Origin of the sequence: Haloarcula sp. Atlit-120R, from assembly GCF_003665885.1 — an archaeon.
Classification (GTDB): domain Archaea; phylum Halobacteriota; class Halobacteria; order Halobacteriales; family Haloarculaceae; genus Haloarcula; species Haloarcula taiwanensis.
Genome location: NZ_QPLN01000001.1, coordinates 105,036 through 127,433, shown reverse-complemented (window position 1 = coordinate 127,433; position 22,398 = coordinate 105,036). Strand labels below are relative to the sequence as shown.

General features: G+C 60.5%; 22 protein-coding genes and 1 tRNA gene. 9 read left to right on the top strand and 14 right to left on the bottom strand.

Annotation, left to right across the window (positions count from 1 at the left end):
* Nucleotides 1–5: 5 nt before the first annotated feature.
* The gene (locus tag DVK01_RS00675; protein WP_121535100.1) at nucleotides 6–1,151 is read left to right on the top strand and encodes a 5-(carboxyamino)imidazole ribonucleotide synthase; all 1,146 of its coding nucleotides are present in this window, start codon (nucleotides 6–8) and stop codon (nucleotides 1,149–1,151) included.
* A 221-nt stretch (nucleotides 1,152–1,372) separates the two neighbouring features.
* On the top strand, nucleotides 1,373–1,660 hold the full coding sequence (locus DVK01_RS22970; protein ID WP_394337657.1) for a plastocyanin/azurin family copper-binding protein: 288 nt from the start codon (nucleotides 1,373–1,375) through the stop codon (nucleotides 1,658–1,660).
* Between the two features lie 186 nt (nucleotides 1,661–1,846).
* Here the strand turns inward: DVK01_RS22970 and DVK01_RS00665 are convergent, their stop codons facing one another.
* From DVK01_RS00665 to DVK01_RS00650, 4 genes are read right to left on the bottom strand one after another with little or no spacing between them, the layout of a single operon-like run.
* Nucleotides 1,847–2,488 carry a 30S ribosomal protein S3ae gene (locus DVK01_RS00665; RefSeq protein WP_053969003.1) on the bottom strand — a complete coding sequence of 214 codons (642 nt, stop codon included), beginning with the start codon at nucleotides 2,486–2,488 and terminating at the stop codon, nucleotides 1,847–1,849.
* Nucleotides 2,481–2,711 (bottom strand): KEOPS complex subunit Pcc1, encoded by a 231-nt coding sequence (locus DVK01_RS00660; protein ID WP_004518217.1) that lies wholly within the window; start codon nucleotides 2,709–2,711, stop codon nucleotides 2,481–2,483. The genes DVK01_RS00665 and DVK01_RS00660 overlap by 8 nt, the downstream gene beginning before the upstream one ends.
* Complete coding sequence (locus DVK01_RS00655; protein ID WP_121535099.1) at nucleotides 2,708–3,829, bottom strand: hypothetical protein; 1,122 nt, start codon at nucleotides 3,827–3,829, stop codon at nucleotides 2,708–2,710. The genes DVK01_RS00660 and DVK01_RS00655 overlap by 4 nt, the downstream gene beginning before the upstream one ends.
* Nucleotides 3,830–4,300 carry a 30S ribosomal protein S15 gene (locus DVK01_RS00650; RefSeq protein WP_004957060.1) on the bottom strand — a complete coding sequence of 157 codons (471 nt, stop codon included), beginning with the start codon at nucleotides 4,298–4,300 and terminating at the stop codon, nucleotides 3,830–3,832.
* A gap of 292 nt (nucleotides 4,301–4,592) precedes the next feature.
* Between DVK01_RS00650 and DVK01_RS00645 the strand changes: the two genes are divergently transcribed.
* Entirely contained in the window at nucleotides 4,593–6,311 is a 1,719-nt protein-coding gene (locus tag DVK01_RS00645; RefSeq protein WP_232794465.1) for a hypothetical protein, read from the top strand.
* 147 nt (nucleotides 6,312–6,458) lie between these two features.
* A complete protein-coding gene (locus tag DVK01_RS00640; protein WP_101350470.1) occupies nucleotides 6,459–8,183 on the top strand; it encodes a polymer-forming cytoskeletal protein in 1,725 nt (574 codons plus the stop codon).
* An 8-nt stretch (nucleotides 8,184–8,191) separates the two neighbouring features.
* Here DVK01_RS00640 and DVK01_RS00635 read toward each other — a convergent pair whose 3' ends face one another.
* From DVK01_RS00635 to DVK01_RS00615, 5 genes are read right to left on the bottom strand one after another with little or no spacing between them, the layout of a single operon-like run.
* Complete coding sequence (locus tag DVK01_RS00635; protein ID WP_121535098.1) at nucleotides 8,192–8,932, bottom strand: hypothetical protein; 741 nt, start codon at nucleotides 8,930–8,932, stop codon at nucleotides 8,192–8,194.
* Nucleotides 8,925–9,368 carry a hypothetical protein gene (locus DVK01_RS00630; protein ID WP_101350468.1) on the bottom strand — a complete coding sequence of 148 codons (444 nt, stop codon included), beginning with the start codon at nucleotides 9,366–9,368 and terminating at the stop codon, nucleotides 8,925–8,927. The genes DVK01_RS00635 and DVK01_RS00630 overlap by 8 nt, the downstream gene beginning before the upstream one ends.
* Nucleotides 9,358–10,341, bottom strand: a complete 984-nt coding sequence (locus DVK01_RS00625; RefSeq protein WP_121535097.1) for a hypothetical protein — start codon at nucleotides 10,339–10,341, stop codon at nucleotides 9,358–9,360. Before DVK01_RS00625 ends, DVK01_RS00630 begins: the two co-directional genes overlap by 11 nt.
* Nucleotides 10,329–10,916 carry a hypothetical protein gene (locus DVK01_RS00620; RefSeq protein ID WP_101350466.1) on the bottom strand — a complete coding sequence of 196 codons (588 nt, stop codon included), beginning with the start codon at nucleotides 10,914–10,916 and terminating at the stop codon, nucleotides 10,329–10,331. Before DVK01_RS00620 ends, DVK01_RS00625 begins: the two co-directional genes overlap by 13 nt.
* 1 nt (nucleotide 10,917) lies before the next feature.
* Nucleotides 10,918–11,523 (bottom strand): hypothetical protein, encoded by a 606-nt coding sequence (locus DVK01_RS00615; protein ID WP_101350465.1) that lies wholly within the window; start codon nucleotides 11,521–11,523, stop codon nucleotides 10,918–10,920.
* A 210-nt stretch (nucleotides 11,524–11,733) separates the two neighbouring features.
* Here DVK01_RS00615 and DVK01_RS00610 point away from each other — a divergent pair.
* Both DVK01_RS00610 and DVK01_RS00605 read left to right on the top strand, forming a co-directional pair.
* Nucleotides 11,734–11,805: transfer RNA gene (locus DVK01_RS00610), tRNA-Ala, on the top strand.
* Between the two features lie 518 nt (nucleotides 11,806–12,323).
* On the top strand, nucleotides 12,324–16,127 hold the full coding sequence (locus tag DVK01_RS00605; RefSeq protein ID WP_121535096.1) for a CARDB domain-containing protein: 3,804 nt from the start codon (nucleotides 12,324–12,326) through the stop codon (nucleotides 16,125–16,127).
* Nucleotides 16,128–16,310: 183 nt separating this feature from the next.
* On the opposite strand, the gene rpl12p is transcribed toward DVK01_RS00605, so the two are convergent.
* The 5 genes from rpl12p to DVK01_RS00580 form a co-directional block, all read right to left on the bottom strand.
* On the bottom strand, nucleotides 16,311–16,658 hold the full coding sequence (rpl12p, locus tag DVK01_RS00600) for a 50S ribosomal protein P1 (RefSeq protein WP_121535095.1): 348 nt from the start codon (nucleotides 16,656–16,658) through the stop codon (nucleotides 16,311–16,313).
* Nucleotides 16,659–16,675: 17 nt separating this feature from the next.
* A complete protein-coding gene (locus tag DVK01_RS00595) occupies nucleotides 16,676–17,725 on the bottom strand; it encodes a 50S ribosomal protein L10 (RefSeq protein ID WP_121513069.1) in 1,050 nt (349 codons plus the stop codon).
* 1 nt (nucleotide 17,726) lies between these two features.
* Nucleotides 17,727–18,365, bottom strand: coding sequence for a 50S ribosomal protein L1 (locus tag DVK01_RS00590; RefSeq protein ID WP_053969032.1), 639 nt, complete (start codon nucleotides 18,363–18,365; stop codon nucleotides 17,727–17,729).
* A gap of 238 nt (nucleotides 18,366–18,603) precedes the next feature.
* On the bottom strand, nucleotides 18,604–19,092 hold the full coding sequence (locus DVK01_RS00585; protein WP_101350461.1) for a 50S ribosomal protein L11: 489 nt from the start codon (nucleotides 19,090–19,092) through the stop codon (nucleotides 18,604–18,606).
* A gap of 133 nt (nucleotides 19,093–19,225) precedes the next feature.
* On the bottom strand, nucleotides 19,226–19,426 hold the full coding sequence (locus tag DVK01_RS00580) for a hypothetical protein (protein WP_101350460.1): 201 nt from the start codon (nucleotides 19,424–19,426) through the stop codon (nucleotides 19,226–19,228).
* A gap of 156 nt (nucleotides 19,427–19,582) precedes the next feature.
* Between DVK01_RS00580 and DVK01_RS00575 the strand changes: the two genes are divergently transcribed.
* The 3 genes from DVK01_RS00575 (at nucleotide 19,583) to DVK01_RS00565 (ending at nucleotide 22,051) form a co-directional block, all read left to right on the top strand.
* Nucleotides 19,583–20,692 carry a GTP-binding protein gene (locus DVK01_RS00575; RefSeq protein ID WP_101350459.1) on the top strand — a complete coding sequence of 370 codons (1,110 nt, stop codon included), beginning with the start codon at nucleotides 19,583–19,585 and terminating at the stop codon, nucleotides 20,690–20,692.
* A 93-nt stretch (nucleotides 20,693–20,785) separates the two neighbouring features.
* Nucleotides 20,786–21,226, top strand: a complete 441-nt coding sequence (locus tag DVK01_RS00570) for a TIGR04206 family protein (protein WP_101350458.1) — start codon at nucleotides 20,786–20,788, stop codon at nucleotides 21,224–21,226.
* Between the two features lie 72 nt (nucleotides 21,227–21,298).
* Nucleotides 21,299–22,051: a VOC family protein gene (locus tag DVK01_RS00565; protein WP_101350457.1), complete on the top strand. Its 753-nt coding sequence runs from the start codon at nucleotides 21,299–21,301 to the stop codon at nucleotides 22,049–22,051.
* Nucleotides 22,052–22,398: the final 347 nt, after the last annotated feature.

Here is a 22,398-nt window from a genome sequence, read left to right as displayed (position 1 = left end):
GCGGTATGACGCTCACGTCACCAGGGCCGACCGTCGGCGTGGTCGGCGGTGGCCAGCTCGGCCGGATGCTGGGCGAGGCGGCCGCGCCGCTTGGCCTCGAACTGCTCGTGACCGACCCGACGCCGGACTGCCCGGCCGCGTCGGTCGTCCGCGACCAGCTCGTCGGGGATTTCGACGAGGCGGCGACCCTGCGGGAACTCGCTGAGCGCGCCGATTACCTCACCTTCGAGATCGAACTCGCCGACCCGGACGTGCTCGAACGGGTCGCTGAGGAGACAGGGACGCCGGTACATCCCGCTCCCGAGACGCTCCGGACGATTCAGGACAAACTCGTCCAGAAGCGCCGGCTCTCGAAGGCCGGCGTTCCAGTCCCCGAGTTCCGCGCCGTCGACACCGCTGACGACCTCCGGGAGGCCTGTGCGGAACTGGGCTACCCTGCGATGCTCAAGGCCCGGACCGGCGGCTACGACGGTCGCGGAAACATCCGCGTCGAGGGGCCGGAGACTGTTGAGGACGCTATCGACGACATCGCCGGTCCCGCGATGGTCGAGGAGATGGTCGACTTCGAGCGGGAACTGGCGGTCATGGGCTGTCGCGGCGTGGACGAGCGGGACACGTTCCCGGTCACCGAGACTATCCACCGCGAGGAAATACTCCGGGAGTCGGTCGCGCCGGCACGGGCGTCGGACGCTGTTCGTGAGCGCGCGCGTGGAGTGGCTCATGACGTGCTCGACGTGATGGACGGCCGCGGCGTGTTCGGCATCGAACTGTTCGAGACGACCGACGGCGAGATTTTGCTCAACGAAATCGCGCCCCGGCCCCACAACTCCGGGCACTGGACCATCGAGGGGTGTCACACCTCGCAGTTCGAGCAACACCTGCGGGCCGTCACCGGCCAGCCGCTGGGGTCGACCGACCAGCGGTTCCCGACCGTCTCGACGAACATCCTCGGCGACGTTGCGGAACGGCAGCCGGCAGAGTTGGAGGGGGAAGACGGCGTGCTGGCGACGCCCCGAGCACATCTGCACTGGTACGGCAAGCGCGAGGTGTACGCCCTCCGGAAGATGGGCCACGTGACGCTGACCGCCGACGACCGCGACGGCCTGCTCGACGATGCCCGCGAACTCCGTGACGGATTGACCTTCGAGTGACCGCCGCCGGCTGATTCGTGGTCCAAAACCGAGCGGTCTTTGACTATGCGGTCCTGAGTCGCGGTATGGAGCGACGGGATTTTCTCCGTGCGGCCGGCCCGGCGGCAGTCGCAGGGCTCGCCGGTTGCCTCGGCGGTGGGAGCGCTGACACCGACTACGACGTGGGGATGTCCGCGAAGGCGTTTCGCCCGGTTCGCATCGCTGTCGAACCAGGAACGACTGTGCGGTGGCTCAACACGAGCAAACAGGGCCACTCGGTCACGGCCTACGAAGACGAGATCCCAGACGAGGCGGACTACTTCGCCTCCGGCGGCTTCGACACTGAACAGGCCGCCCGCGACAACTGGGGGAGTTCCTCTGGCGGGACGATGTACGAGGGTCAGGATTTCACCCACACCTTCGAGGTACTCGGCGAGTACGCCTACTTCTGCATCCCGCACGAGCGGGCCGGGATGGTCGGAACCGTCGTTGTAACCGAAAATCCAGAAACGGCGACGACCGGCGAGTAGCATCGCTGTCGCTTTTTCGGAGCTTCTCTCGTCTGTGCTGGGTGTGTCGTCTGTGCGCTGTTTTGCGGTAGCGGTCGCTAACTCCGACCGTCGGCAACAGCGTCACAGGAGAGGGGCAGGTCCGCTGCGTCGCTGTGAATCGGTCTCTTACTGCGGCAGAAAAATCGACCGTTGGTGCTGGAACGTCTAGGCTTCGACGTCGACGTCCTCTTCGTCCACGTCGACGGCCGTCTCCTCTTCCGCGGCGACTTCTTCGGGGCGCGCTTCGAGCGTTGTCTTCTTGATTTCGACGCGTCGGAGCGGGTAGATGTCCTTGGCCTCGCCGTAGATGGCCGAGGAGAGACGCCCTTCGACGACGCTGTCGACGAGCTCCTCGAAGGTTCGGTCTTCGGCCGTCTCGCGAACGAGGTCGATCATCGTCCGGCGGATGGCCTTCTCCTGGGAGGCATCGGCCTTCTTCGTCGTCACGGCGACCGGCTGGACCTGGACGCGGTAGTCGTCTGTGGTCAGCACGGTGATGTAGGCCTCGACCTTCGAGGAGCCGCGGCGGACGAGCGAGCGGAGGTAGTCCCGCGTGAGTTCGTGGCGGATGAACTCCGTGTACGCCGAGTCTGAGGCGACCTCGTTGATCTTGAAGGTTAGCTTCGTGTTGTTCTCGCTGGCGTCGTTGGTCAGTTCGCCGAGCGTTGTTTCGATGGTGCGTCCGAGCACCTTGTCCGGTTCGTCTGCCGGTGTCTTACCGAGAACCTCCCGGTCGAACTGCTCGGGAGCCTGCACGGTGTACCACCGTTTCTGTTCTGTGCGCTTGGAAACGCTTCGTTCACTCATGGTTGGATTGTGTGTGTTGGTCTGCGAGCTGTGCTGCAACCCGGATGTTGACGACGTAGTCGTCGACGGTCGCCTGCAGGCCGCCGGTCGAATCGCGCTCGACGGTCGTGACCACGGCGTCGCCCTCGACGCGTGTGGTCATCTCGTCGGTGTTGTCCGGCCGCACCGCGCGTGCGACGCGTTCGGGCGAGTCGTGTGTCGTCCGAATCTCGGCCCGTCTCATACTGCCTCCCGAAACGCTTCGATGAAGTCGGCCGTCGAGGCGTCGAACCGGGCGCGTGCCCGGTCGCCCGTCCCGACGGCGTCGCCGCCGACAGCGTCGGCGGCCGCGCGCATCGTTTCTGTCACGTCCTGCCCGTCCGTGGCGCGGGCTGCGGCCCGGCCGTCGGTAACAACGAGCGTCACCGGTTCTGGTGCGCGATAGCCCGCGAACAGACGGGCGACGGTGCCGGTCGGCATCGCGTCGCCGCGGGCGACGAACAGGCCGTCGTACCGGCCTGTGGCCGCCTCGGACACTGCTTCATGGGCGCGCGCGGCGTGTGTCCGCCACGCGGCCAGCGCGTCATCGTGGACAGCCTCGTGGCCGAGCGCGAGCGCGACGCCGGTGCCCGGCTGTTCGCGGGCGACGGCGTCGAGCACGTCGGCGTAGCCGCCGACCGTCTCGAAGGGGCCGCCCGTCGTCGGGCGGAGCGCGCGCTGGACCGTCTCAGCGGCCCGGGGCGGTGCATCTTCGGTGACAGCTAACGCGACCAGCGACGCGAGGCGTCGGTGGTCGTCTGTCGAGAGATCACCGGCTTGCACCGAATCCGAGCCGAGGCCCAGTTCGGTGAGTTCGGCCCGCACTGTGTCGGCGTCGTCCGAGAAAGGCGCGACGAACAGCGTCGAGTAGGCCAGCCCGTCCGCGAGGTCCGCTGTCGGAACGGCGACGCCGGGTCGGCGTTCCAGTCCGGCCTGCTCGGCGGCTTCGGCAACAGTCCCGTCAACGTCCCCGGCGGCAATCGTGCCAGCCAGGGCGAGCGCGGCGTCGGCCGTGCCGAGTTCGCGAGCGGTCTCGAAGGCAGTCGCGGCGGCGCGGTCGGTCAACGTCACGTCGGCGGTCGGCTGCGTGCGACCGATGGCGACAGTGATGTCGGTCTCGGTGGTCCGGTCGGGGTCCTCGAACGGGCGGACGACGCTCGCCTGGAACGGCGTGTCATCGAGCGCCCGCGCCAGCAGGCCGGTCGCAGCCAGCGCCTCGCCGGTCGCATCGCTGACGAGGCGAACGAACGTGGCCTCACGTAGCGACCCGGCGAGGTCACTGGGCGACGTGGCTGGCGTCGGTTCCCGACCGGTCGCCGACATCTATTCGAGACCCAGCGCTTCGACGGCGTTGTCGTAGCTGTAGGTGAAGTCCTCGTCGACCTCGTCACCGCGGTAGTAGTCGATGAGGCGTCGGATCTTCGACTGCGTGTTCTGGAGCGCACGCTTGTTCTGGTAGTCACCGGGGTTCTCGTCCATGTGGTCGCGAAGGCGGACGGCCCGTTCGAGCAGGTTCCGAAGGTCCTCCGGCAGGTCCGGTTCGGCTTCGTTCTCCTCGAGAATCTCGGTGACTTTCTTGCCGGTCGCGAGCGAGACGTCAGGGATCGGCGTGCCCTGAACGCCCTCGTCGCGCAGCTTCAGGCCGATCTCGCTGGGCGAGTGGCCCTGTTCGGCCAGTTCGACGACGCGCGCTTCGATGGCGTCCTCGTCGACGTCACTCCACTCCGGGGGTTCGTCTGCCGCCGGTTTGTCCGAGTCGGACGAACCGCGACGGCGTGTATGCATTCGTGCCATTGTAATCTGGTTGGAACCGCACGAACCGCTCTCGTTACGAGGCGTATTGGCACTGTACAGTGCCGAACACGGCCGCAATCCCGAGCTGTGAAAGGCCACAGCGAGTCAGATTTGCGGTCGTGCTGTTCCCATCTCCCTGTCTGAGAGGGCGCGACTAAACCGTTCCGCTTCCCGGTCGCGCCTCGAAGCAGCGATGCCGCTCACGAGTCGACACTGCAACGACCCGCACAGTATTACAATTGATAACTTGCCCCGCTGTTTTAAATCATTTGCTGCGGTAATTGTGCGTAGTATGGGTAGCGCTGGGCTGAGCCTCGGGACTCGCGGCCAGAGTGCTCCGCTCGGGCTAGCACTGGTTTTTGCGGTGATGATTGTGTCGACGACGGCGGTCGTCGCGCTGGGTGCGGACGCGATCACGAGCACACAAACGCAACTCGATGTGGAGCGAACCGAAAAGTCACTGACGGAACTCAATTCCAAAACCGCGCTCGTAGCACTGGGACAGACGGATGTCCAGCAAGTCACCCTTCCCGCGAGTGGTTCGAGTACCTATTACATCGACGGGAGCGCCGGGTGGATGAACGTCTCCTATCGGAACACAACGTCCGGGAACCGGACGACTGTAGTCAACGAGTCGATGGGCGAGGTGGCCTACCGCGGCAACGGTGCGACGCGACTCGCGTATCAGGGCGGTGGCGTCTGGCGGTCGACCGGCGACGGTCGATCAGTGATGGTGTCACCGCCCGAGTTCCACTACCGGGACGCGACGCTGACGCTCCCGCTCGTGACGGTGAGTGGGTCCGGGGCACTCAGAGACAGCGCATCTATCTCACATAACGCTTCGAAACAGTACTGGCCCAACAAATCAGCGGGGGCAGTGAATCCGCTCGAGTCGGGAAAAGTCGAGGTTCGGGTACAGAGTGAGTACTACCGGGCGTGGGGACAGTATTTCGAGACGCGGACCGACGGCTCGGTCGATTACAACCACAGCAGTAACATTGTCACCCTCGAGTTGCTCGTCCCCGCGACCAATCCACCAGTACAGGGCGGGATCGTCGCTGGGACACCCGGGACATCAATGACAATCAAAAACAATGCCGAGGCAGATAGCTACAACTCCTCGGTGGGTCCGTACAGTGGGTTCCCCGACAGCTCGAATTCGCGAATCATCTCTGCTGGCGATGTCGATGTGGAGAACAATGCCATCATTGAGGGAGACCTCGAATCCGGTGGCGACGTACAAATAAGCAATAACGGGGAAATCCGTGGCAACCTTTCTTACGGGGGGACAGCTAGCGGTGGCGGTTACCCCGGCGGTGTCAGTGGCTGGAGCGCACAGAACGCCTCAGTCACCGCACCCGACTCTGTTGAGCGCCTCATCGATACACGTCGGTCGAGTATCTCGTCGTCGAACGACAACGCCGACCCGAGTGTCGACATCGACAATAGCTCGAACAGGCTTGAGAACTGCGCGTCGACATGCGAACTGACGGCCGGTGACTACTTCCTCTCGGAAATCACACTCAACAGTGGTGAAAACGCTCGTATCGACACCTCCAGCGGCGATGTCAACATCGTCGTCAACGGAACAATCACGATACAGAACGACCAGCAAATAGCGGTCGTTGGCGGGAACAGAGTGAATGTCTACGTTGAAGGCGACTACTATCAACGGAACGGAGCACTCGTCACTGTCGAAGATGATAAAGCCCCGAACTTCTGGGTGTATACGAATCCCGACGCAGATGTCGAGTTCGATAACAACGCCGAGTTCACCGGCGTTATCTACGGTCCGAACGGACCGGACAACGATGGGGCGGACATAACACTCGATCAGAACGCCCACGTCTACGGCGGTGTTGTGGGTGACGTGACGTTTGTGTCGAACAACTACGGGATCCACTACGACGAGGCACTTCAGCGGACAGAGACAACGACGATTCCACAGGCAATCCCGTCTGTTACGTACGTCCACATCTCGACGAACGACGTCAACATCACATCCGGCTGATAGCCAACACGGTCGCCCACCGGATATCAGAATGGGTAGTATCCAAACTCGGACGATATTCAGTGCAGCCGACAGAGTCAGCCGCTGCGCGGTGGCTGCGATAATTCGGCCAGCAATCTTATCAGCTATGATAACTACTGTCGGATAATGCACTCCCCCAGGGGTCAGGAACGCGCACAATCCGCCCCGCTCGGGCTGATACTGGTCCTCAGTCTCGTCATCGTCGGTTCCAGCATCGTTGTCAGTCTAGGAGCGACAGCGCTGGTCGATACTGAGGCTGGGCTCGATGTCTCCCGGGCGGAGACGGGGATGACCCAACTGGACTCACAGGCGGCGCTGGTGGCACTTGGGAACGCTGACAGCCAGCAGGTATCGCTCGTCGGGACGGACAGATCCACGTACCGAACCAACAACACAGCGGGTCGGATGACAGTCAGTATCACCAACCACTCGGCTTCGCCCCCGACAACTGTCACGCTGATGGAGGAGGAACTCGGCGCGGTCGTCTACGAGAACGGGAACCAGAAAGTCGCCTATCAGGGCGGTGGCGTGTGGCGGCGCTCTGGCAGCGGCAGTGTCATGGTCTCACCGCCGGAGTTCTACTATCGCGACGCGACGCTGACGCTCCCGCTTATCACCGTCCGCGGTGACCGCTCGCTTGGCTCACAAGCCAGCATCTCAAAGAACGGCACGACGCAGGTGTACCCCGACCAGGCGGCCGGAAACGTCAATCCGCTAGATACCGGAACGGTCAATATCACCGTCGAGAGCGACTACTACCGGTCATGGGGGCGCTACTTCGAAGAGCGGACAGATGGCGACGCGTACTACGATCACGAAAACGACAGCGTGACCACGACACTAGTCGTGCCGACAGGGCCGCGAGAAGTGACGAGTGCCGTCGCGGCTACGTCCGCTGGCGGGCAGATTACGCTCTCCGGTAGTGGCACCGACCCCGCTCGAACGGACAGCTACAACTCGTCTGTCGGCGACTACTCGACATCACGAGGGTCGTTCGGAACGATCACCACAGCCGGTGACGTGTACGTGAAAGGGAACAGCGAGGTAGACGGCACTGTTCAGTCCGGTGACCGGGTCGAGGTCAAGGGTAGCGGCGTCGTTACCCGTGACGTGGAATACTCGACCACGAAGCACATCAAGGGCACTGTCAACGGCGATGTCAGACAGATTTCAGGCGTTGAGGGAGCGGGCGCTATCGACGGCCTGGTGACCCGGCGAGTCGCCAACGCAAGTGCCACCAATGACAACGGTGCGACCAGCAGCATTTCGGGCGACCAGCTCGCCGCCGGTGACCAGACGCTGGACGCGGGCACGTACTACTTGGAAGACCTGACGTTGGACAGTGAGACGCTGACGATTAACACAGGCGGTGACGACGTGACCATCGCCGTCCGAGACTACGTCTACATCGAGAACGGCGGACGGATCAAGGTGAACGGTGCCGGGAAAGTGCGTCTCTACGTCAAAGGCGAAGCTACGTCCGCCAGCGGCCACCACTTCCACATCTATCGTACCGGCGAGGTCGATGTCGATACCGCGCAGAACTCGACGCAGTTCTGGGTGTACGGCCAGTCGGACTTCGACGCCGTCATCGAAGGGGATACCGATACCCCGCAGTTCGAGGGCGTGATTTACGCACCCGCCGGCGGTGTCGGTGCCAGCAGTGTTTCGCTCAAAAAGGCAGAGCTGTACGGCGGCCTCGTCGCTGGGTCAGTCACGGTGGATAACGGCGGACTGGTCCATTACGACCGGGCGCTCAGAAACGAGCGAGCCGTCCCGAAGAACACGAACATCATCCGGCTGACGTACCTCCACGTCTCGGAGAACCGGATTAACGTGACCAGCGGATAGGCGATCCATTACTGGTCGATGTCAACCGCAATATCGTGGTAGACGACGTACGTCCGCTGGATGCCGCCGGACGACGTGAAGTTACACCAGCCGTTGGCCCCGCAGCTGAACCCTTCACTCTCGAAGTACGACTGCCAGAGTGCCTCACGCTGTGGGGTTGAGTCGACACTGACGTTGACGTGTTCGATGTTCCCACCGGTATCGGCGAACGACACGTTGCTGTCGCGGTGGGTTGTCCGGACGAGCACCGTCGAGCCGCCCAGGCTCTGCTGTTCACTGGCGGTCGTACCGACCACAGTGATGAGTACGCGGTCGTCCGAGACGAGTATCGGCGGCGTTCGTTTCTGTACCCCACCGTCCCGGTTCGTCCGATACACTGCCCCGGCTTCGTATACGAGCGCTCGTTCCTGATTGCCGGCGTATATGATTGGGCGGATCTTCCATGTTCCGACGTCTTTGGGAGTGGTCCCGTCGTGGACCTGGACCGATATTGTCGTGTTTTCACCCGTCCTGAGCGATGCCTCACCGAGACTGACCTCCGTGGCACGGCTCGGTGCGCCCTGTTTGTGGAGGTCTGCGATGTTGTCCGAGAGCACGTCAAACGCCCGCTCAGCGTTCTCTATCTGCTCCGCATCCCGGGCGTTCTGTAACGCCCCCAGACCGCTCACCGAGACAAGAATTATCGAAGCTACAATGAGACTGAACACCAGAGCGAAGCTCAACACCTCGCTGACGGCGCGGTCAGCCATTTCGGACCTCCAGTTGCCCGCTCGATTCGTCGTAGAACACGGTTATTACACCGCCGTCAGCGGTGGAGTCTCCCAGGTCTGTCCGGGTTGTGAGTGACACAGTCACCGACACCTCCGGCGATGTCGATTCGAGCGTTAGTTCATCGGCGGCGGGGGCAATCGAGACCCGGTAGCCGGACCCACTCACCCGCGCCGGGAACGTGTGATTCAGCCGCGCAGTCGGGTCGGTGTCGGCAGCGACCACCAGCCGATCAATACGCCCGATGTCGGCGGCGACCTGCTGTCCGATGACTTCGAGCTCGTCTCTGATAACCTGCTCCTGCCGGTCCTCGACGAAGTTCCCGCCGGCAATGAGGAGGCCAGACACCAGAATCGAGGCGATGGCCAGGCTCAGCGTGTAGCTCAGCGTCGTCGAGACAGCGCGGTTACGACGCATCCGGCTCACCCGGGGCCACCCGTATCTTTGCCTCGTACCGTAAATTCGAGGTGTCGTAGCGGTAGCGGACGGTCGTATTATAAATCGCGGTCGTGCTGAACGGCGACGCAGGTGCTGTATCGAGCGTGCTTGCTGGCGTGCTATCGCGGACGACCAGCGAGTAGTTCCCCCTGATCTGGTCGCCCGATTCGTACGTGATGTTGTACTCGTCACCGACACCGTGGGCGAACCGTCCGTCGAAACTCCCGCCCTGCAGCGCGAGGCACGGTTTGCTCTGCACTGTTCCGTCAGTCACGTCAATGTGGGCATACGGCTCCTCGATAGGGACGGTACACGTCTGTGTGCCGCTCGGTGTGTCGACTTCCACGTTTACGGTCCCACCGGGTCCGACATCCCCCCAGACCTGCATCGTCCATTTCGGGTTGCCACCGGTACCGTTCGCTGTGACAGCAAACGCGTCCGTAGAGTCCGTCGGGATGTCCGTCGCGTTGATGACGAACCCTCTGGTCGCGTTCGTGCCGTCACCCGGGCGAGTGACCCGCTCTCTGACCATCCAATCGGCACTCGGGGTCGCCTCACCGGATTCGAACAGTGACGTATCGTTCTGTGCGATCCGTGTGCCGTATGTCGGCGAACCGGTGAGTGTCGCGTTCACCAGTGCCCCGCTCGTGACCCGCTGTCGCTCCGTCTGTGTACTGACGGTCCGAACACTCTCACGCACACTGGCTTCGAGCGTCGTCTGCGTCGAGTAGTTGTACCTGTTCGCCGCGATAATGCCCCGCTCGACGTTCGCCTCTACAATTGCCCGCATCTCCAGTGCGTCGTTGCTCCCGGCGACCTCGCCCCGGCTGGCAAGGTTCTGCGTGTAAATCGCGGAGTTGACGACCAGCGCCAGCCCGATGAACGTCACCGCCAGGGCCAGGGCGGCGATGAGAATTATCTGTCCGCGGTCGTCGTCGTTCAGATGCGCCACGCGACCACCTCCACGCTGACCGTGTTGTAGACGTTCGTCCCGGTGTCCGAAACCGTATAATCGGTCGCCGGGTCACCAAGCCGTGTGCTGTTTCGCGTCCCATCCGCGTCTCGCAGATGGTCGTCGTCCATGAGCGTGATTGTGTGGCTGGCACGCACTGCGTTGTCGCTCGGCTCACCGCTGTAGATGTATCGAGTCGTGACGGTTCGCCCCTGCATATTCTGGAACCTGAGGTAGACGTTGTAAGCGATTCCTCGCTGGTCGAACGCACGCTCCAGCAACTCTCCGAACCGATTGTCCGGTGGCCCGTTCGTGTAATATTCCCGACCACCGGCCGTGTTATGGAACTGCGCCGTGCTGTTGTCCCAGTAGAGCACAGCCGGTTTTAACGCGTCCTCTGCCGCCGCCGAGGCGAGGACTCCGTGGCCGATTGCCTGCTGCTGGTTCTCGATGTGCTGGCTCGACGTACTCGCAGACAGCGGCGTCACCGCTGTCATCTGGAGGGCAAACACCAGGCTTGCCAGTAACAGCATTCCGCTGACGATGGCTTCGAGCGTGTGCGCCTGCGCACGCATGCTACCACATCACCACGCGTACTGTGACGTCCTGCCCGTTCAGCGATACCACTCGCAGCGCAGTGACCGACGCGTCGTTGTTTGTCGGCGGATTCCCGCCAGTCGTGAGTATCGTTCCGCAGCCACCACTGGCCGCAACGAGCTCCTCATCTGTTCCATCCCAACAGAGCGTTTCGTCGGTGGCTGCCGTTGCCGTCGCATTCCCCCGAATTGTGACGTTCACGTTCTCCAAAGCCGGATCAAGCCCAACCCGTTCTTCTGTACTCCCACCGGAGTCGTAGCCACATCCTGACGGTGGTGCGTTTCCAGCGAAGAACTCTCGCGTACAGTGTTCGTCCAGAACGTACGGCTGCTGTGGCGAACCAAGCATCCCCATTGTGAGGCCGTCGGCAACTCTGTCAGTCGTGACCGTCTCCTCCTGAACCCCTGCCGAAAACGGCGACAAAAGTCCCGGAATGAACAGGAAAATGAATATCAGGACGCTCAAAAACAAGCTCATACCGATTGCGAAGTCCAGTGTCGTCTGCCCGCGCTGGGGCCTTCCGATCCAGAGTGCCCGGGCGACACGACGGTTGGTAGACTGCGTCTCATTTTTCCTACGGTTCATAAGCCTGATTCACTGAACTGAGATTACTGTAGGGATGGTATCAGGCGTTATAACCATTGTGGCCGTACTGTAACTCCAATTACCAGATCTCCACGCACCCCTGGAAGTCGATGCAATACTGATCTGTTTGCGACCATGAGGCCGGTTCCCTATGTCCCGGTGCTTCGATGGGTTTAAGCAATCCCATCGGGAAGCAGATAATGCACACAAGGGCTCGTAGATCAGGGGTAGATCACTCCCTTGGCATGGGAGAGGCCCCGGGTTCAAATCCCGGCGAGTCCATCCTTATTGTGCTACTGTGGTTGAGGAGTTACCATGACTCTCAACGGGTCAACTGTGCAGCCAGGCAGATTTGATACCGGCCCAGATAAGCGAATTTACAACGCTGTTCGTAACAGTAAAGAACACGTACGGTCACCCACAAGGGCAGACCAGTAATTACACGTCTTTCTCCAATTAGAAGTTGCGTTTGCAGTCCTGGCTTCGCAGGTAGCGTCTAGTCCCCTCGGATGCAGGTACTGAGCAAACCAAGGTCTGTGCTGTTTGTGAAATTGTTATTGTCCACCACTTACGCTATCATGAGTGAAAATGGCACAGACAATAGCATATTGTCTTGGCTGATTACCGAATAGTTGCTGTACATATTGTAATGCAAAGCAGGAGCGCCAGTCGTGTAGCGTGGGATTTGTGGTGGGTTGAGACTGTATGTGTGATAGTCATGCTTGGATGTCCGTGATAAATCTTCATTAATTTATATTGAAACAGTACATTTATGTGCAATAGTTGGTATGTATTTGAGTATGTTCGAGTGGGGCAGCCGGGGGGCTGGAGACCGGGGTGTATCGCACGTTCTGGGTGTGGTGTTGTTGGCGAGTGCAGTCATCATTGGTGCCATACTGATCGTTCAGGCGGGCCAGCAGACAATCGGAGATATCAACGACGACGCGAATGTCGAGCTCGCTGAGGAGGTGCTGCTGTCGGTCGATCAGAGCTTCCAGCGGTCAGATACCAGTGAGTCAGTTAAGCTTCCGGACCGGGTTCGGTCTGATGTCGCTGTGACGGACGACGCGACATACAGCCTGACGCTGAACCGTAACTCGACCTGTTCGACGGGGAATCGGACGTTGCAGACGCTTCAGTATCAGGAAAACGGCCAACAAGTTGGCTATCAAGGCGGAGGTGTATGGCGGATGACCGAGTCGGGCGCGACGATGTCGTCGCCCCCGGCCGTGAACTACGATAAAGGGGCGCTGTCAGTCTCGTTCGCGAATATCTCTGGGCACCAGATGGGGGGGAGTTCGGTCGCGATTCAATCGAACACGACGGCGAACCGATCACACGAAGCAGCACTTCAAACGGCGCTATTCACTGAGGCGACATACGAAGGCGTACGGAACGGCTCGTGGGACTCTTCTTCGCCGAGCACCACCTGTGCCCCGTCACAGGTCACCAACGCTACGTTGACAATCGAGAACAGCAGTTACGCTCGCGCGTGGGCGGACTGGGCACAGGACGCATACGACGACAAGTACGTCACGGTGACTCCGAATTCAGCGGAGCCGGGTGAGACCATCTATATTAACTTTGCACTTGGCAACGTGAGCGACCCGGTGTTCGAAGTACGGAACATGTCGGTGCAAGAAGACCCATCAGACGGTCAGAAAGCACTTGTGAATGCCACGATACGGAACTCTGGTGGTTTGCAAGACACCCAAGTGATCAGACTGAATCGGTCCGGGGCGGCAGATAATGCGACAGCCACGGTCACGCTTACTGGTGGCGATTCAGCTAGCGTGAGCAAGTCGATAGATGCCGACAGCGGTGTACACAACTTCACTGTGGCATCTGAGCAAGACGAAGCCTACGAGCTGGTCAACTACACGGCTGTGCCCGGATCACCGTCACTGAATATAACTAGTGCCTCGATCCCCGCAACAGCACGGCTCAATCAGGTCCCAGAAGCGAATGTCACAGTCGAAAACAACGGCAGTATGACAGCCGAACAGAGCGTCACGCTGCTGGTTAATGGCTCGGTGACCGCTACGCGGCACGTGACAGTCCATCCGGGCAACAGCCGGACAGTTGATTTTGGATCGGCGATGCCGACCGACGAGAACGGGACCTACGATATCGAGGTCACGACGGACGACGACACGTATTCGCAGTACAGCGACGACGGCCACTACTTCGTTGTCGGTGACGTCGGTGTCTTTGAGGTGACATCGGTTTCGCCACCGGGTGGGGTAAAGAGCGGTGACACAGTCACGATCGCGGCGACAGTCAAAAATACCGGCAATATCCGTAAGTCCGACGCCGTCAAAATACTCATCAAAAACGAGTCGAACACAAAGGTTGAATCGAAGGAGAAAACGCTCACGCTCAATGGAACCAACAGCGGTTCAGAAAAAGAGACGGTAACTCTCACTGGCGGTCCGCTCACTGCACCGTCATACAGTAATTACACCTACGTCGTCGAGACGCCGGACGACCGCAGTTATGGGACCTTCACTGTCGGCGGGTCGGCCCCACCAGTGTTCGATATCACTGGCCTCGGCGTCGACAACCCGGTCGAGCCAGAGAACAAGACCGAAGTCAGCTTCAATGTCACGAACACTGGGGGCAAAGAAGGCTCCCAGACGCTTCGCATCGGCAGAGACTGGGGAGCCGACAAGTCAACGGACGAACAGCTTGGCCCGGGAGAGAGTACGACGGTCACACAGACCGTTACAGCGCCGTCCGAAGATGGACTCTATCGAGTGAACTTTACCACTGAAAACCAGACTGCCTGGCGACTCCTAAACGTGCGGTCGAATACTGCGGTCGAGCGTGACGAGGGAGGGATGACAACCAACGAGCGGGTCAACGCAACAATCGAACTCAAGGGAGCTGAGCTTGAGGGTAGTAACGGCTATCAGATTACGCACACGAAAGTAGACATGGATCTGGTCGTCAACAATCAGTCCGGCGACCACGAGATTCCACTGTGGCGCGACGTGGGATACAGCTTCGAAGACGGCGATGTGAACGGCCCGCATGCTGAACGACGGCTGATTAACGACGACTATCCGGACCCATACGAGTTCACCAAGACTTTCGAAGCGAATTCGAGCTTCTCCGTCACCGCCACATCCTACTATTGCTATGAAACGACGTATACGGACATTCGGTTCAAGATAGACGGCACGAACTACTACACCAAGAGATGCAGCAATCCAGGTGGGGTCCGAATTTCTACCGACGAAAGCAGCTCAAACGCAGACATATTGGCCGATGGAGAGGTGATTCCCGGCTACGGGCAGGCCGGCAAGGCACAGCGGAAACTCCGGGATATGCTTGGTGAGCAACGGCTCACCGCACTTGCGAACGGATCAGCGAGGCTAAACCTCGCTGACGGTGAATTTGTGTACCTGTATGAACTCTCACAAGATAACGCAAGCCCCAGCAACGCATACGGTTACGGCGATCCTGACTACAACGACGCGGTGGTTATATTCAAGACCAACTCTATTGAAAACGAGGTTTTGGAGCCGAAATTCAACTACGTTGATGTCGATGCCCCAGCGCGGACTCTGAAAACAGAGAACGCAGAGGTAACGGTGACGGTGAAAAACGTTGGTACCACCGCCGGTACTGCAGAGCTCACGCCTACCTTCGATGGAAGCACAATCAAGACGCGGAATAAAAAGATCGGAGTAAACGAAACGGCACAGTTCAACATTGAGCTGGCGACTGCAAGTAAGGCTCCGGGGCAATCGTACCAGTACAGGTTCAATCTCACGAACCCCAACCGCTCCGAGTCCGCTACTGGGAAGCAGTGGGGCGGAAATATCTACGTCGGCGACATTGACGAACAGTTCATGCAAGTCGACTCTGTGCGCGCCACGAGCGCAATCGACAATGACGAGTCTGCAAACGCTACGGTCAACGTCACGAACGTCGGAGGAGAAGGCGGAACCGCCGATGTGAAACTCTATGCAAAGAACACCGACGACGCGAGCTCGACGTTCGCAGTGTCTGACGCCGCAACAACCAACGTTCTCACAAGCAAAGAGACGAAGCAGGTGAACCTCAGCCTCCCGTCTGACCGCGGTAACTACACGTACTACGTCCAGACACGGAACAGCACCTCAGCAAAGCAGTCGTTCTTCGTTGGTCGGTCGAATGTCGTGGTAAACGACACGCAGGGCATCAATATCGGTGCAGAGACTTACAACACTTCGACGCTCATCGAACGCCGCGGTAGTGCACAGCGAATGACCGTCGAAGTCAACAATGAGGGAACTGTCGGCGACAAACGCGAGGTGAGCCTCACTGTCAAGAACAAGAGTGACGGCAGTACAGTGTACACAGGCACTGAGAACGTCACCGTGGGTAGCGGTGACCTTACCGGGACCGATGCGTATCCGGCGTGGGCTGGCTACGATACCGACCTCGATGCCGGATACTACACGTACGAAGTCACAGTGTACAACGACACGGCCAGTGGGTCGGTTGACGATACTGCGACGGGTGAAATCTACCTGAAGGAAGTCGACGAGAGTGGCGCAACCACGAACGACTCACCCATCTCGATTGACTCCGATACGATTACGATCGGTAGCTAAGGCCGCAGCAGACCCGTTTTCGGTGTAATCAGACTCGTATGTCAGGCAGTACACGCTGGATTACAGCTCGGTCGTGGCTCAGCATACTTGTCCAATAGAGATACGGCTATCGGCGGGGTCAGTATTGACTCCTCTCACCGGTCGAGCGCACGCAAAGAAAAAACTGAGCTGTGTTGAACCGAGTTAGCCGAAGAGTTCGCCGAGGCCCTCACCGCTTGCCTCGTCGTCCTCGTCGTCATCGTCGTCGCCGCCGTCGTCGGCAGCCTCTTCTTCGGCTTCTTCGTCGGCCTCGTCGGCTTCGTCGGCGTCACCCTCTGCGGGTGCGGCCGCGCCGCCGCTTGCCGGCACCGGTGCCGCAGCGGCCTGGTCGACGGCCTCCTCGATGTCGACGTCCTCGAGGGCGGCGACGAGGGCCTTGACGCGGGACTCCTCGACGTCGACGCCAGCGGCGTCAAGCACGTCGGTGAGGTTGGCTTCGTTGATTTCTTCGCCCGATTCGTTCAGGATGAGTGCAGCGTATACGTATTCCATTGTTGTAGTGTGAGTTGTTAGAACATCGCTCCGAGCGCGTCGCCGGCGTCTTCATCGTCGTCATCGTCGCCGTCGTCGGCCTCCTCGGCCGCGTCGTCGGCGTCGGCGTCGTCCTCGGATGCGGTGTCGTCGTCTTGGTCGTCAGTCGGTTCCTCTGTCGCCACGTCGGCCTCGACGCCCTGGAGCTCCTCCGGGAGTGCCTCCTCGTCGTCGATCTGCGAGGCGAGCGCACGGACCTGTGCGTCGGCCTTGCTCACGAGGTCAGGCACGACCTCGGGGTCCTCGATGGCCGCCTGGAGCGCGAGGCTCTTGGCGTTGCCACGAGCGGACTGGAGCATCGTCGGGGCCGTCGTCGCGGTCGGGTAGTCGGCGTTGACCGAGAGATTGAACGCTCGGCCGGCAGCCGCCTGGATGTCGCTCCGGTACTCGTCGATGTCGAGTTCCAGTTCCTCGGGCTCGAACAGCACACCGTCGGCGAAGACGGCGCGGAGGTCGAGACCGACCTCCTTCGGTTCGATGCCGAGTTCGTTCAGCACATTCGCGAGTTCTTGGGAGACTTCCTCGCCGGTGTCAAGCACCGTCGAGTCGGAGAGGACCTGAATGGAGCCCTCCTGAATGCGTGCGTCGGCACCCACGCTCTGGAGTTCGCCGACGAACGGACCGGGGTCGACGCCCGTGTCGCCTTCCGGAATCACGATGTCGTTCGGGGCTACCTCGCCGGCACCGATGGGTGCGGGCGTTTTGGAGGCCTCGAGTTCCTGAAACAGCGAGAACGGGTTGTCGTCGGTTCCGATGAGCCCGACCTGCCCGGTGATGTAGCTGTTGAGGTCTTCGAGTCCGTCGTCGACTTCGTCGAGTGCACGCTCAAGCAGCGTGTTCCGGGAGACGCGGAGCTCGGCGGTCCCGTGCAGGTCACGTCGCATGTCCTGTAGCTGTCGGGACGGGATCCCGGCGATGTTGACGACGCCGACGCTCTCGTAGGACTCGATCATCTCTACGATGGCGTCGACCTCTTCCTGCTTCCACTCGGGAATGGTCTCGGTCTTGCGTTCGGATTCGGCGCTCATATCAGGCAACCTCCATCGCAGGCCCCATCGTCGTCTTCACGTAGACCGTGTCGATGTTGAGCGGGCCCTTCTCGAGGTCCGCGTGCAGACGGCGGAGGATAACGTCGATGTTGTCCGCGATATCCTCGGCGGACATGTCCTCCGCGCCGACCCGCGTGTGGAACGTTCGCCGTTCCCCGCTGCGGAGCTGCACGGTGTTTTTCATGCGTTCGATGACCTCGACGACGTCGTCGTCGGGGTCGAGCGGTTCCGGCATCTTCCCACGCGGACCGAGGACGGTCCCGAGGTAGCGACCGATGTCCTGCATCAGATCCTTCTCCGCAATGAAGAAGTCAGTGTCATCGGCGAGGTCCTTGGCGGCGTCGTCGTCGCCACCCAGTTCCTCGAGTTCGTCCTCGTCGAGTACGTCGTCTGCGACTTCCTCAGCACGAAGGGCGGTTTCGCCCTCGGCGAAGACCACAATAGTGGTCTCCTGACCGGTGCCAGCAGGAAGCACGACGGACTCGTCGACGCGGTTCGACGGGTCGTTAAGATCTAAGTCGCGCAGGTTCACAGCGAGGTCGACCGTTTCGCGGAAATTCCGCTCAGGTGCGTCCTCGAGTGCGCGCGAGACTGCGTTCTCTATTTCCTGATCTGCCATTGTTCACCTCCGTAGTACGCCAATCGGCTTCTACGGGTCAGTGAAACAGGCGGATGCCTGTCTCGTGCGGGTAGACGCCAATGCGACACTTAAACCCGTCGAACCAGCCCAAGGGCCGCTGACGGGCGTGTTTCCGGTTCGCAGGGACCAGTTGTTGACGGGGGTCCAGCAGACAGTGCAGTGGCTCAGCAGCGTCGAAAGCAAGGGAAAACACACGCCAGTCGCACAGCGGTCCGACTTACGCCTGTGCTTCGGCCGCGAACACGTCGTCGTACTCGCCCGCGTCGATGCGTTCCTTGAACTCGCGTGGGTTTTCGCCTTCGATAGTGACGCCGAGGGAGGTACACGTCCCGACGACTTCCTTTGCGGCGTTCTTCAGGTCGTAGGAGAGCAGGTCAGTCTGCTTTTGCTCGGCGATCTGCTTGACCTGGTCGACGGAGAGATCAGCGACGAAGTCTTCCTGAGGCTCGCCGCTGCCAGTCTCGAAGCCGGCCTCGTCCTTGATGAGTTCGGCCGTCGGCGGGACACCGACTTCGATCTCGAAGGAGCCGTCGTCGTCGTACTCGACGGTGACGGGGACTTCGGTGCCGTCGAACGCTGCCGTCTGGTCGTTGATCTCCTGTACGACTGCCTGCACGTCCACCGGTGTCGGGCCGAGTTCCGGGCCGAGTGGCGGGCCAGGGTTGGCCTCCCCACCGGGAACGAGGACTTCGATAGTTCCAGCCATACATAGTGGAATCCTCGCGGCGGTTTAAAGGATTGCGTTTCACGGATCGCTGCGTGAGGCCTCCACACGCTCGAACGCTCACTATTCTATCGACGGAGCGTCCAGCACGACAAAAAATAGGATCCCTGTCGGCTCAGGCGAACGTCACGCCGTGCCGTGCGAGAAAATCACTTGCGTCTTTGATTTCGACCGGAGAGCCGATGATCCGAATCTGCTCACCGTCTTGATGAACACTCACAGTGAACTGCTGTTCCAACTCATCGCGAATCCCGTCGAGCGCACCGACTGGCAGCAGTATCTGCGTACTGTCGCGGAACCGACTCGCCGCTCCCATTATCGACATATGACGGAGGGTGGCCTATAGGTGTGTCGAATTACATGAGGGTCGTTTGACCATTCTGAACGGGAAGACAGCCATGACGCGTGCCGCGGGGGTGGCGTCGACGAGGGAGGAAAGCCTTATTCGGTGTGAGGGGCCGACATACACTTAATGGGGCTCGAAGAGGAGATTCAGGAACTCGAGGACGAAATCGCCAGCACTCCCTACAATAAATCTACAGAGGCCCATATCGGTCGGCTGAAGTCCAAGCTCGCCGAGAAAAAGGAGAAGCTCGAACAGCAGGCCTCGTCGGGCGGTGGCGGTGGCTACGGCGTCGAGAAACACGGTGACGCGACTGTTGCGCTCGTCGGGTTCCCAAGCGTCGGGAAGTCGACGCTGCTGAACGCACTGACCAACGCCGAGTCCGAGACCGGCGCATACGAGTTCACCACGCTCGACGTGTACCCGGGGATGCTCAAGCACAAGGGAGCGAACATACAGATTCTCGACGTTCCGGGTCTCATCGAGGGCGCTGCTGGCGGCCGCGGTGGTGGGAAAGAAGTGCTGTCCGTTGTCCGGACCGCGGACCTCATCGTCTTCCTCATCTCCGTCTTCGAGATCGACCAGTACGACCGCCTCAGCGAAGAGCTGTACAAGAACAAGATTCGCCTCGATCAGGACCCGCCGTGGGTTAACGTTCGAAAGAAGGGTAAAGACGGGATTTCGGTCAACACGGCCTCCGGCGTCGAACTCGACGACGAGACAGTCAAGGCCGTCCTGCGTGAGCACGGCTACGTCAACGCCGACGTGACTATCGGCGAGGATATCGATATCGACCAGCTCGTTGACGGTGTGATGGACAACCGCGTCTACCTGCCCTCGCTCGTCGCGGTCAACAAAGCCGACCTCATTGAGCCAGACTACCTCCCGAAAGTCGAAGACGAACTCCGAGAGCGGGACATCGACCCCGACGAAGCGATCTTTATTAGCGCCGAGGAGGAGAAAGGGCTGGACAGCCTCACCGAACGCATCTGGGAGGAGCTCGGCCTGATACGGATCTACATGGACAAGCCGGGCCGCGGCGTTGACCGTGAGGAACCGCTGATCCTCCGTGAGGGAGACACCGTCGACGACGCCTGCGAGAAACTCGGCGGAAGTTTCGACGAGCGGTTCCGTTTCGCTCGTGTGACCGGCCCGAGCGCCAAGCACGACGAACAGCAGGTCGGGCGTGACCACGAACTCGCGGACGAAGATATCCTGCGAATCGTCGCCAACCGGTAGTGGTTGTCGCGCGTCGGCCCGCGCGTGCACACGACATCCAAGTTCTGACAAAGAAGTAGATGCGTTCATGGGTGTGGAGCCCTGCGACCAGATATGGATCGCGGTCCCCGACGCCGTCTTGTGGCCGTTGTCGTTGCCGGCCTCGTCCCGTGGACAGTAGTGCTAATCGGAGCAGAACTGACGCTCATCTTCTCCTTTGGGCTCTTTAATACGAATCCGCCGGAGCTACTCTCGGCCTATAGCTACTTCGTTCGGTTTACCAACGCACTCCCGCAGTTTATCGAGTCGTGGGGTTCAGGCGTCCTGCTGTATGCCCTTGCCCTGGCCAGCGCTGCCGCCGGTGTCGTCTGGCGTGAGGATGTTCGGGTCACCGCTCTTGCTCTTGCAGGTGCGGGTCTGACCCAGTTTCCCGTGTTTCTGGGATTCAACAGGCGGCTCAACTACGTGGCTGTCCCGGTAGGCTCTCTCGTCTTACTGGCCGTGGTCTGGTGGTACTATCTGCCGGCAATTCGGACCAGTTCGGCGACGCGGTGACCCGCAGTATCGAATCCGGACGGAACCGCCTGTGGCGGTAGCCTTTTCGCTCGCTCGGACCACATGCCGTGTATGTGGTCACTCGATCATACGATGATGCGCGTCGAGGATCTGGACGCCTCGCTAGACTGGTACCAGACGTATTTCGATTACGAGGAAAAGGGCCGCTGGGAAGCCGACACGTTCACGAATGTCTTCCTTGGTCCGGAGGACGTCCACGACGAGGGTGCACTGCTCGAACTCACGTACAATCATGACGGGCGCTCGTACACGATGGGCGACGCGTGGGGACACATCGCCGTCCGCTGTGATGACGTGTACGACGCCTACGACGACCTGATGGACGCCGGTGTCGAGGATTACCGCGACCCAGACTCCTGTGGCGGTTCCTATGCCTTCGTCACAGACCCCGACGGCCATGAGATCGAGATCGTCGAGCGGGACCACGGCGCGAAGTGGTCGCTCGACCACACGATGATCCGCGTCGAAGACGCCGACCAGGCTATCGGCTGGTACACCCGAAAGCTCGACTACGACCTGTTCCGCCGCGAAGAGTTCGACGACTTCGCCCTGTACTTCCTCAAGCCCGAAGATGCTCCCGACGAGGCGATGTCAGTCGAACTCACATACAACTACGACGGCCGGTCCTACGAACTTGGCGACGCGTGGGGGCACCTCGCGGTTCAGACTGATGACCTCCACGACGCGTGGGAGACGCTGATGGGGCGCCACGCCGAGGACTACCGTGATCCCGGTAGCTGTGACGACCGTTACGCGTTCACCAAAGACCCCGATAGCCGTGAAATCGAAATTGTAACGAACTGACGGTACTAGTCGGAAGTGACCGTTCAATCCTCCTATGCCGTAGCTGTCAGGTGTGGTTCTTCTGCGGACTCGTTCCTGAGTGAGCAGTTAGCACTCGTGAGGGTCTGGTATCTCTGGCCAATGAAACCAGCTCCACGATGTACATTCAACCCGTCAGACGCACGAATGACGGAATTATAGCTTGGAATCCACGCTGCTTCTCCTACATCTGATCGCCACGGACGGCGTTTCAATCCTTGACCAGTCATGACAGTCAGATATCCTAACCACAAAACATTTACAGTATACACCTATCGTTTAGACTGTACCCCTACCCATGGCGCCAGAAGTGAGTACGCCGGTTCGGT

Coding starts and splice junctions, on each gene's coding strand:
- DVK01_RS00620 (WP_101350466.1), bottom strand. CDS start 10,916: ATGCGTGCGCAGGCGCACACGCTCGAAGCCATCGTCAGCGGAATGCTG.
- DVK01_RS00590 (WP_053969032.1), bottom strand. CDS start 18,365: ATGGCAGATCAGGAAATAGAGAACGCAGTCTCGCGCGCACTCGAGGAC.
- DVK01_RS00635 (WP_121535098.1), bottom strand. CDS start 8,932: ATGGCTGACCGCGCCGTCAGCGAGGTGTTGAGCTTCGCTCTGGTGTTC.
- DVK01_RS00585 (WP_101350461.1), bottom strand. CDS start 19,092: ATGGCTGGAACTATCGAAGTCCTCGTTCCCGGTGGGGAGGCCAACCCT.
- DVK01_RS00630 (WP_101350468.1), bottom strand. CDS start 9,368: ATGCGTCGTAACCGCGCTGTCTCGACGACGCTGAGCTACACGCTGAGC.
- DVK01_RS00645 (WP_232794465.1), top strand. CDS start 4,593: ATGGGTAGCGCTGGGCTGAGCCTCGGGACTCGCGGCCAGAGTGCTCCG.
- DVK01_RS00640 (WP_101350470.1), top strand. CDS start 6,459: ATGCACTCCCCCAGGGGTCAGGAACGCGCACAATCCGCCCCGCTCGGG.
- DVK01_RS00675 (WP_121535100.1), top strand. CDS start 6: ATGACGCTCACGTCACCAGGGCCGACCGTCGGCGTGGTCGGCGGTGGC.
- DVK01_RS00575 (WP_101350459.1), top strand. CDS start 19,583: ATGGGGCTCGAAGAGGAGATTCAGGAACTCGAGGACGAAATCGCCAGC.
- rpl12p (WP_121535095.1), bottom strand. CDS start 16,658: ATGGAATACGTATACGCTGCACTCATCCTGAACGAATCGGGCGAAGAA.
- DVK01_RS00570 (WP_101350458.1), top strand. CDS start 20,786: ATGGATCGCGGTCCCCGACGCCGTCTTGTGGCCGTTGTCGTTGCCGGC.
- DVK01_RS00605 (WP_121535096.1), top strand. CDS start 12,324: ATGTTCGAGTGGGGCAGCCGGGGGGCTGGAGACCGGGGTGTATCGCAC.
- DVK01_RS00595 (WP_121513069.1), bottom strand. CDS start 17,725: ATGAGCGCCGAATCCGAACGCAAGACCGAGACCATTCCCGAGTGGAAG.
- DVK01_RS00665 (WP_053969003.1), bottom strand. CDS start 2,488: ATGAGTGAACGAAGCGTTTCCAAGCGCACAGAACAGAAACGGTGGTAC.
- DVK01_RS00565 (WP_101350457.1), top strand. CDS start 21,299: ATGTGGTCACTCGATCATACGATGATGCGCGTCGAGGATCTGGACGCC.
- DVK01_RS00580 (WP_101350460.1), bottom strand. CDS start 19,426: ATGGGAGCGGCGAGTCGGTTCCGCGACAGTACGCAGATACTGCTGCCA.
- DVK01_RS00660 (WP_004518217.1), bottom strand. CDS start 2,711: ATGAGACGGGCCGAGATTCGGACGACACACGACTCGCCCGAACGCGTC.
- DVK01_RS00615 (WP_101350465.1), bottom strand. CDS start 11,523: ATGAACCGTAGGAAAAATGAGACGCAGTCTACCAACCGTCGTGTCGCC.
- DVK01_RS00655 (WP_121535099.1), bottom strand. CDS start 3,829: ATGTCGGCGACCGGTCGGGAACCGACGCCAGCCACGTCGCCCAGTGAC.
- DVK01_RS00650 (WP_004957060.1), bottom strand. CDS start 4,300: ATGGCACGAATGCATACACGCCGTCGCGGTTCGTCCGACTCGGACAAA.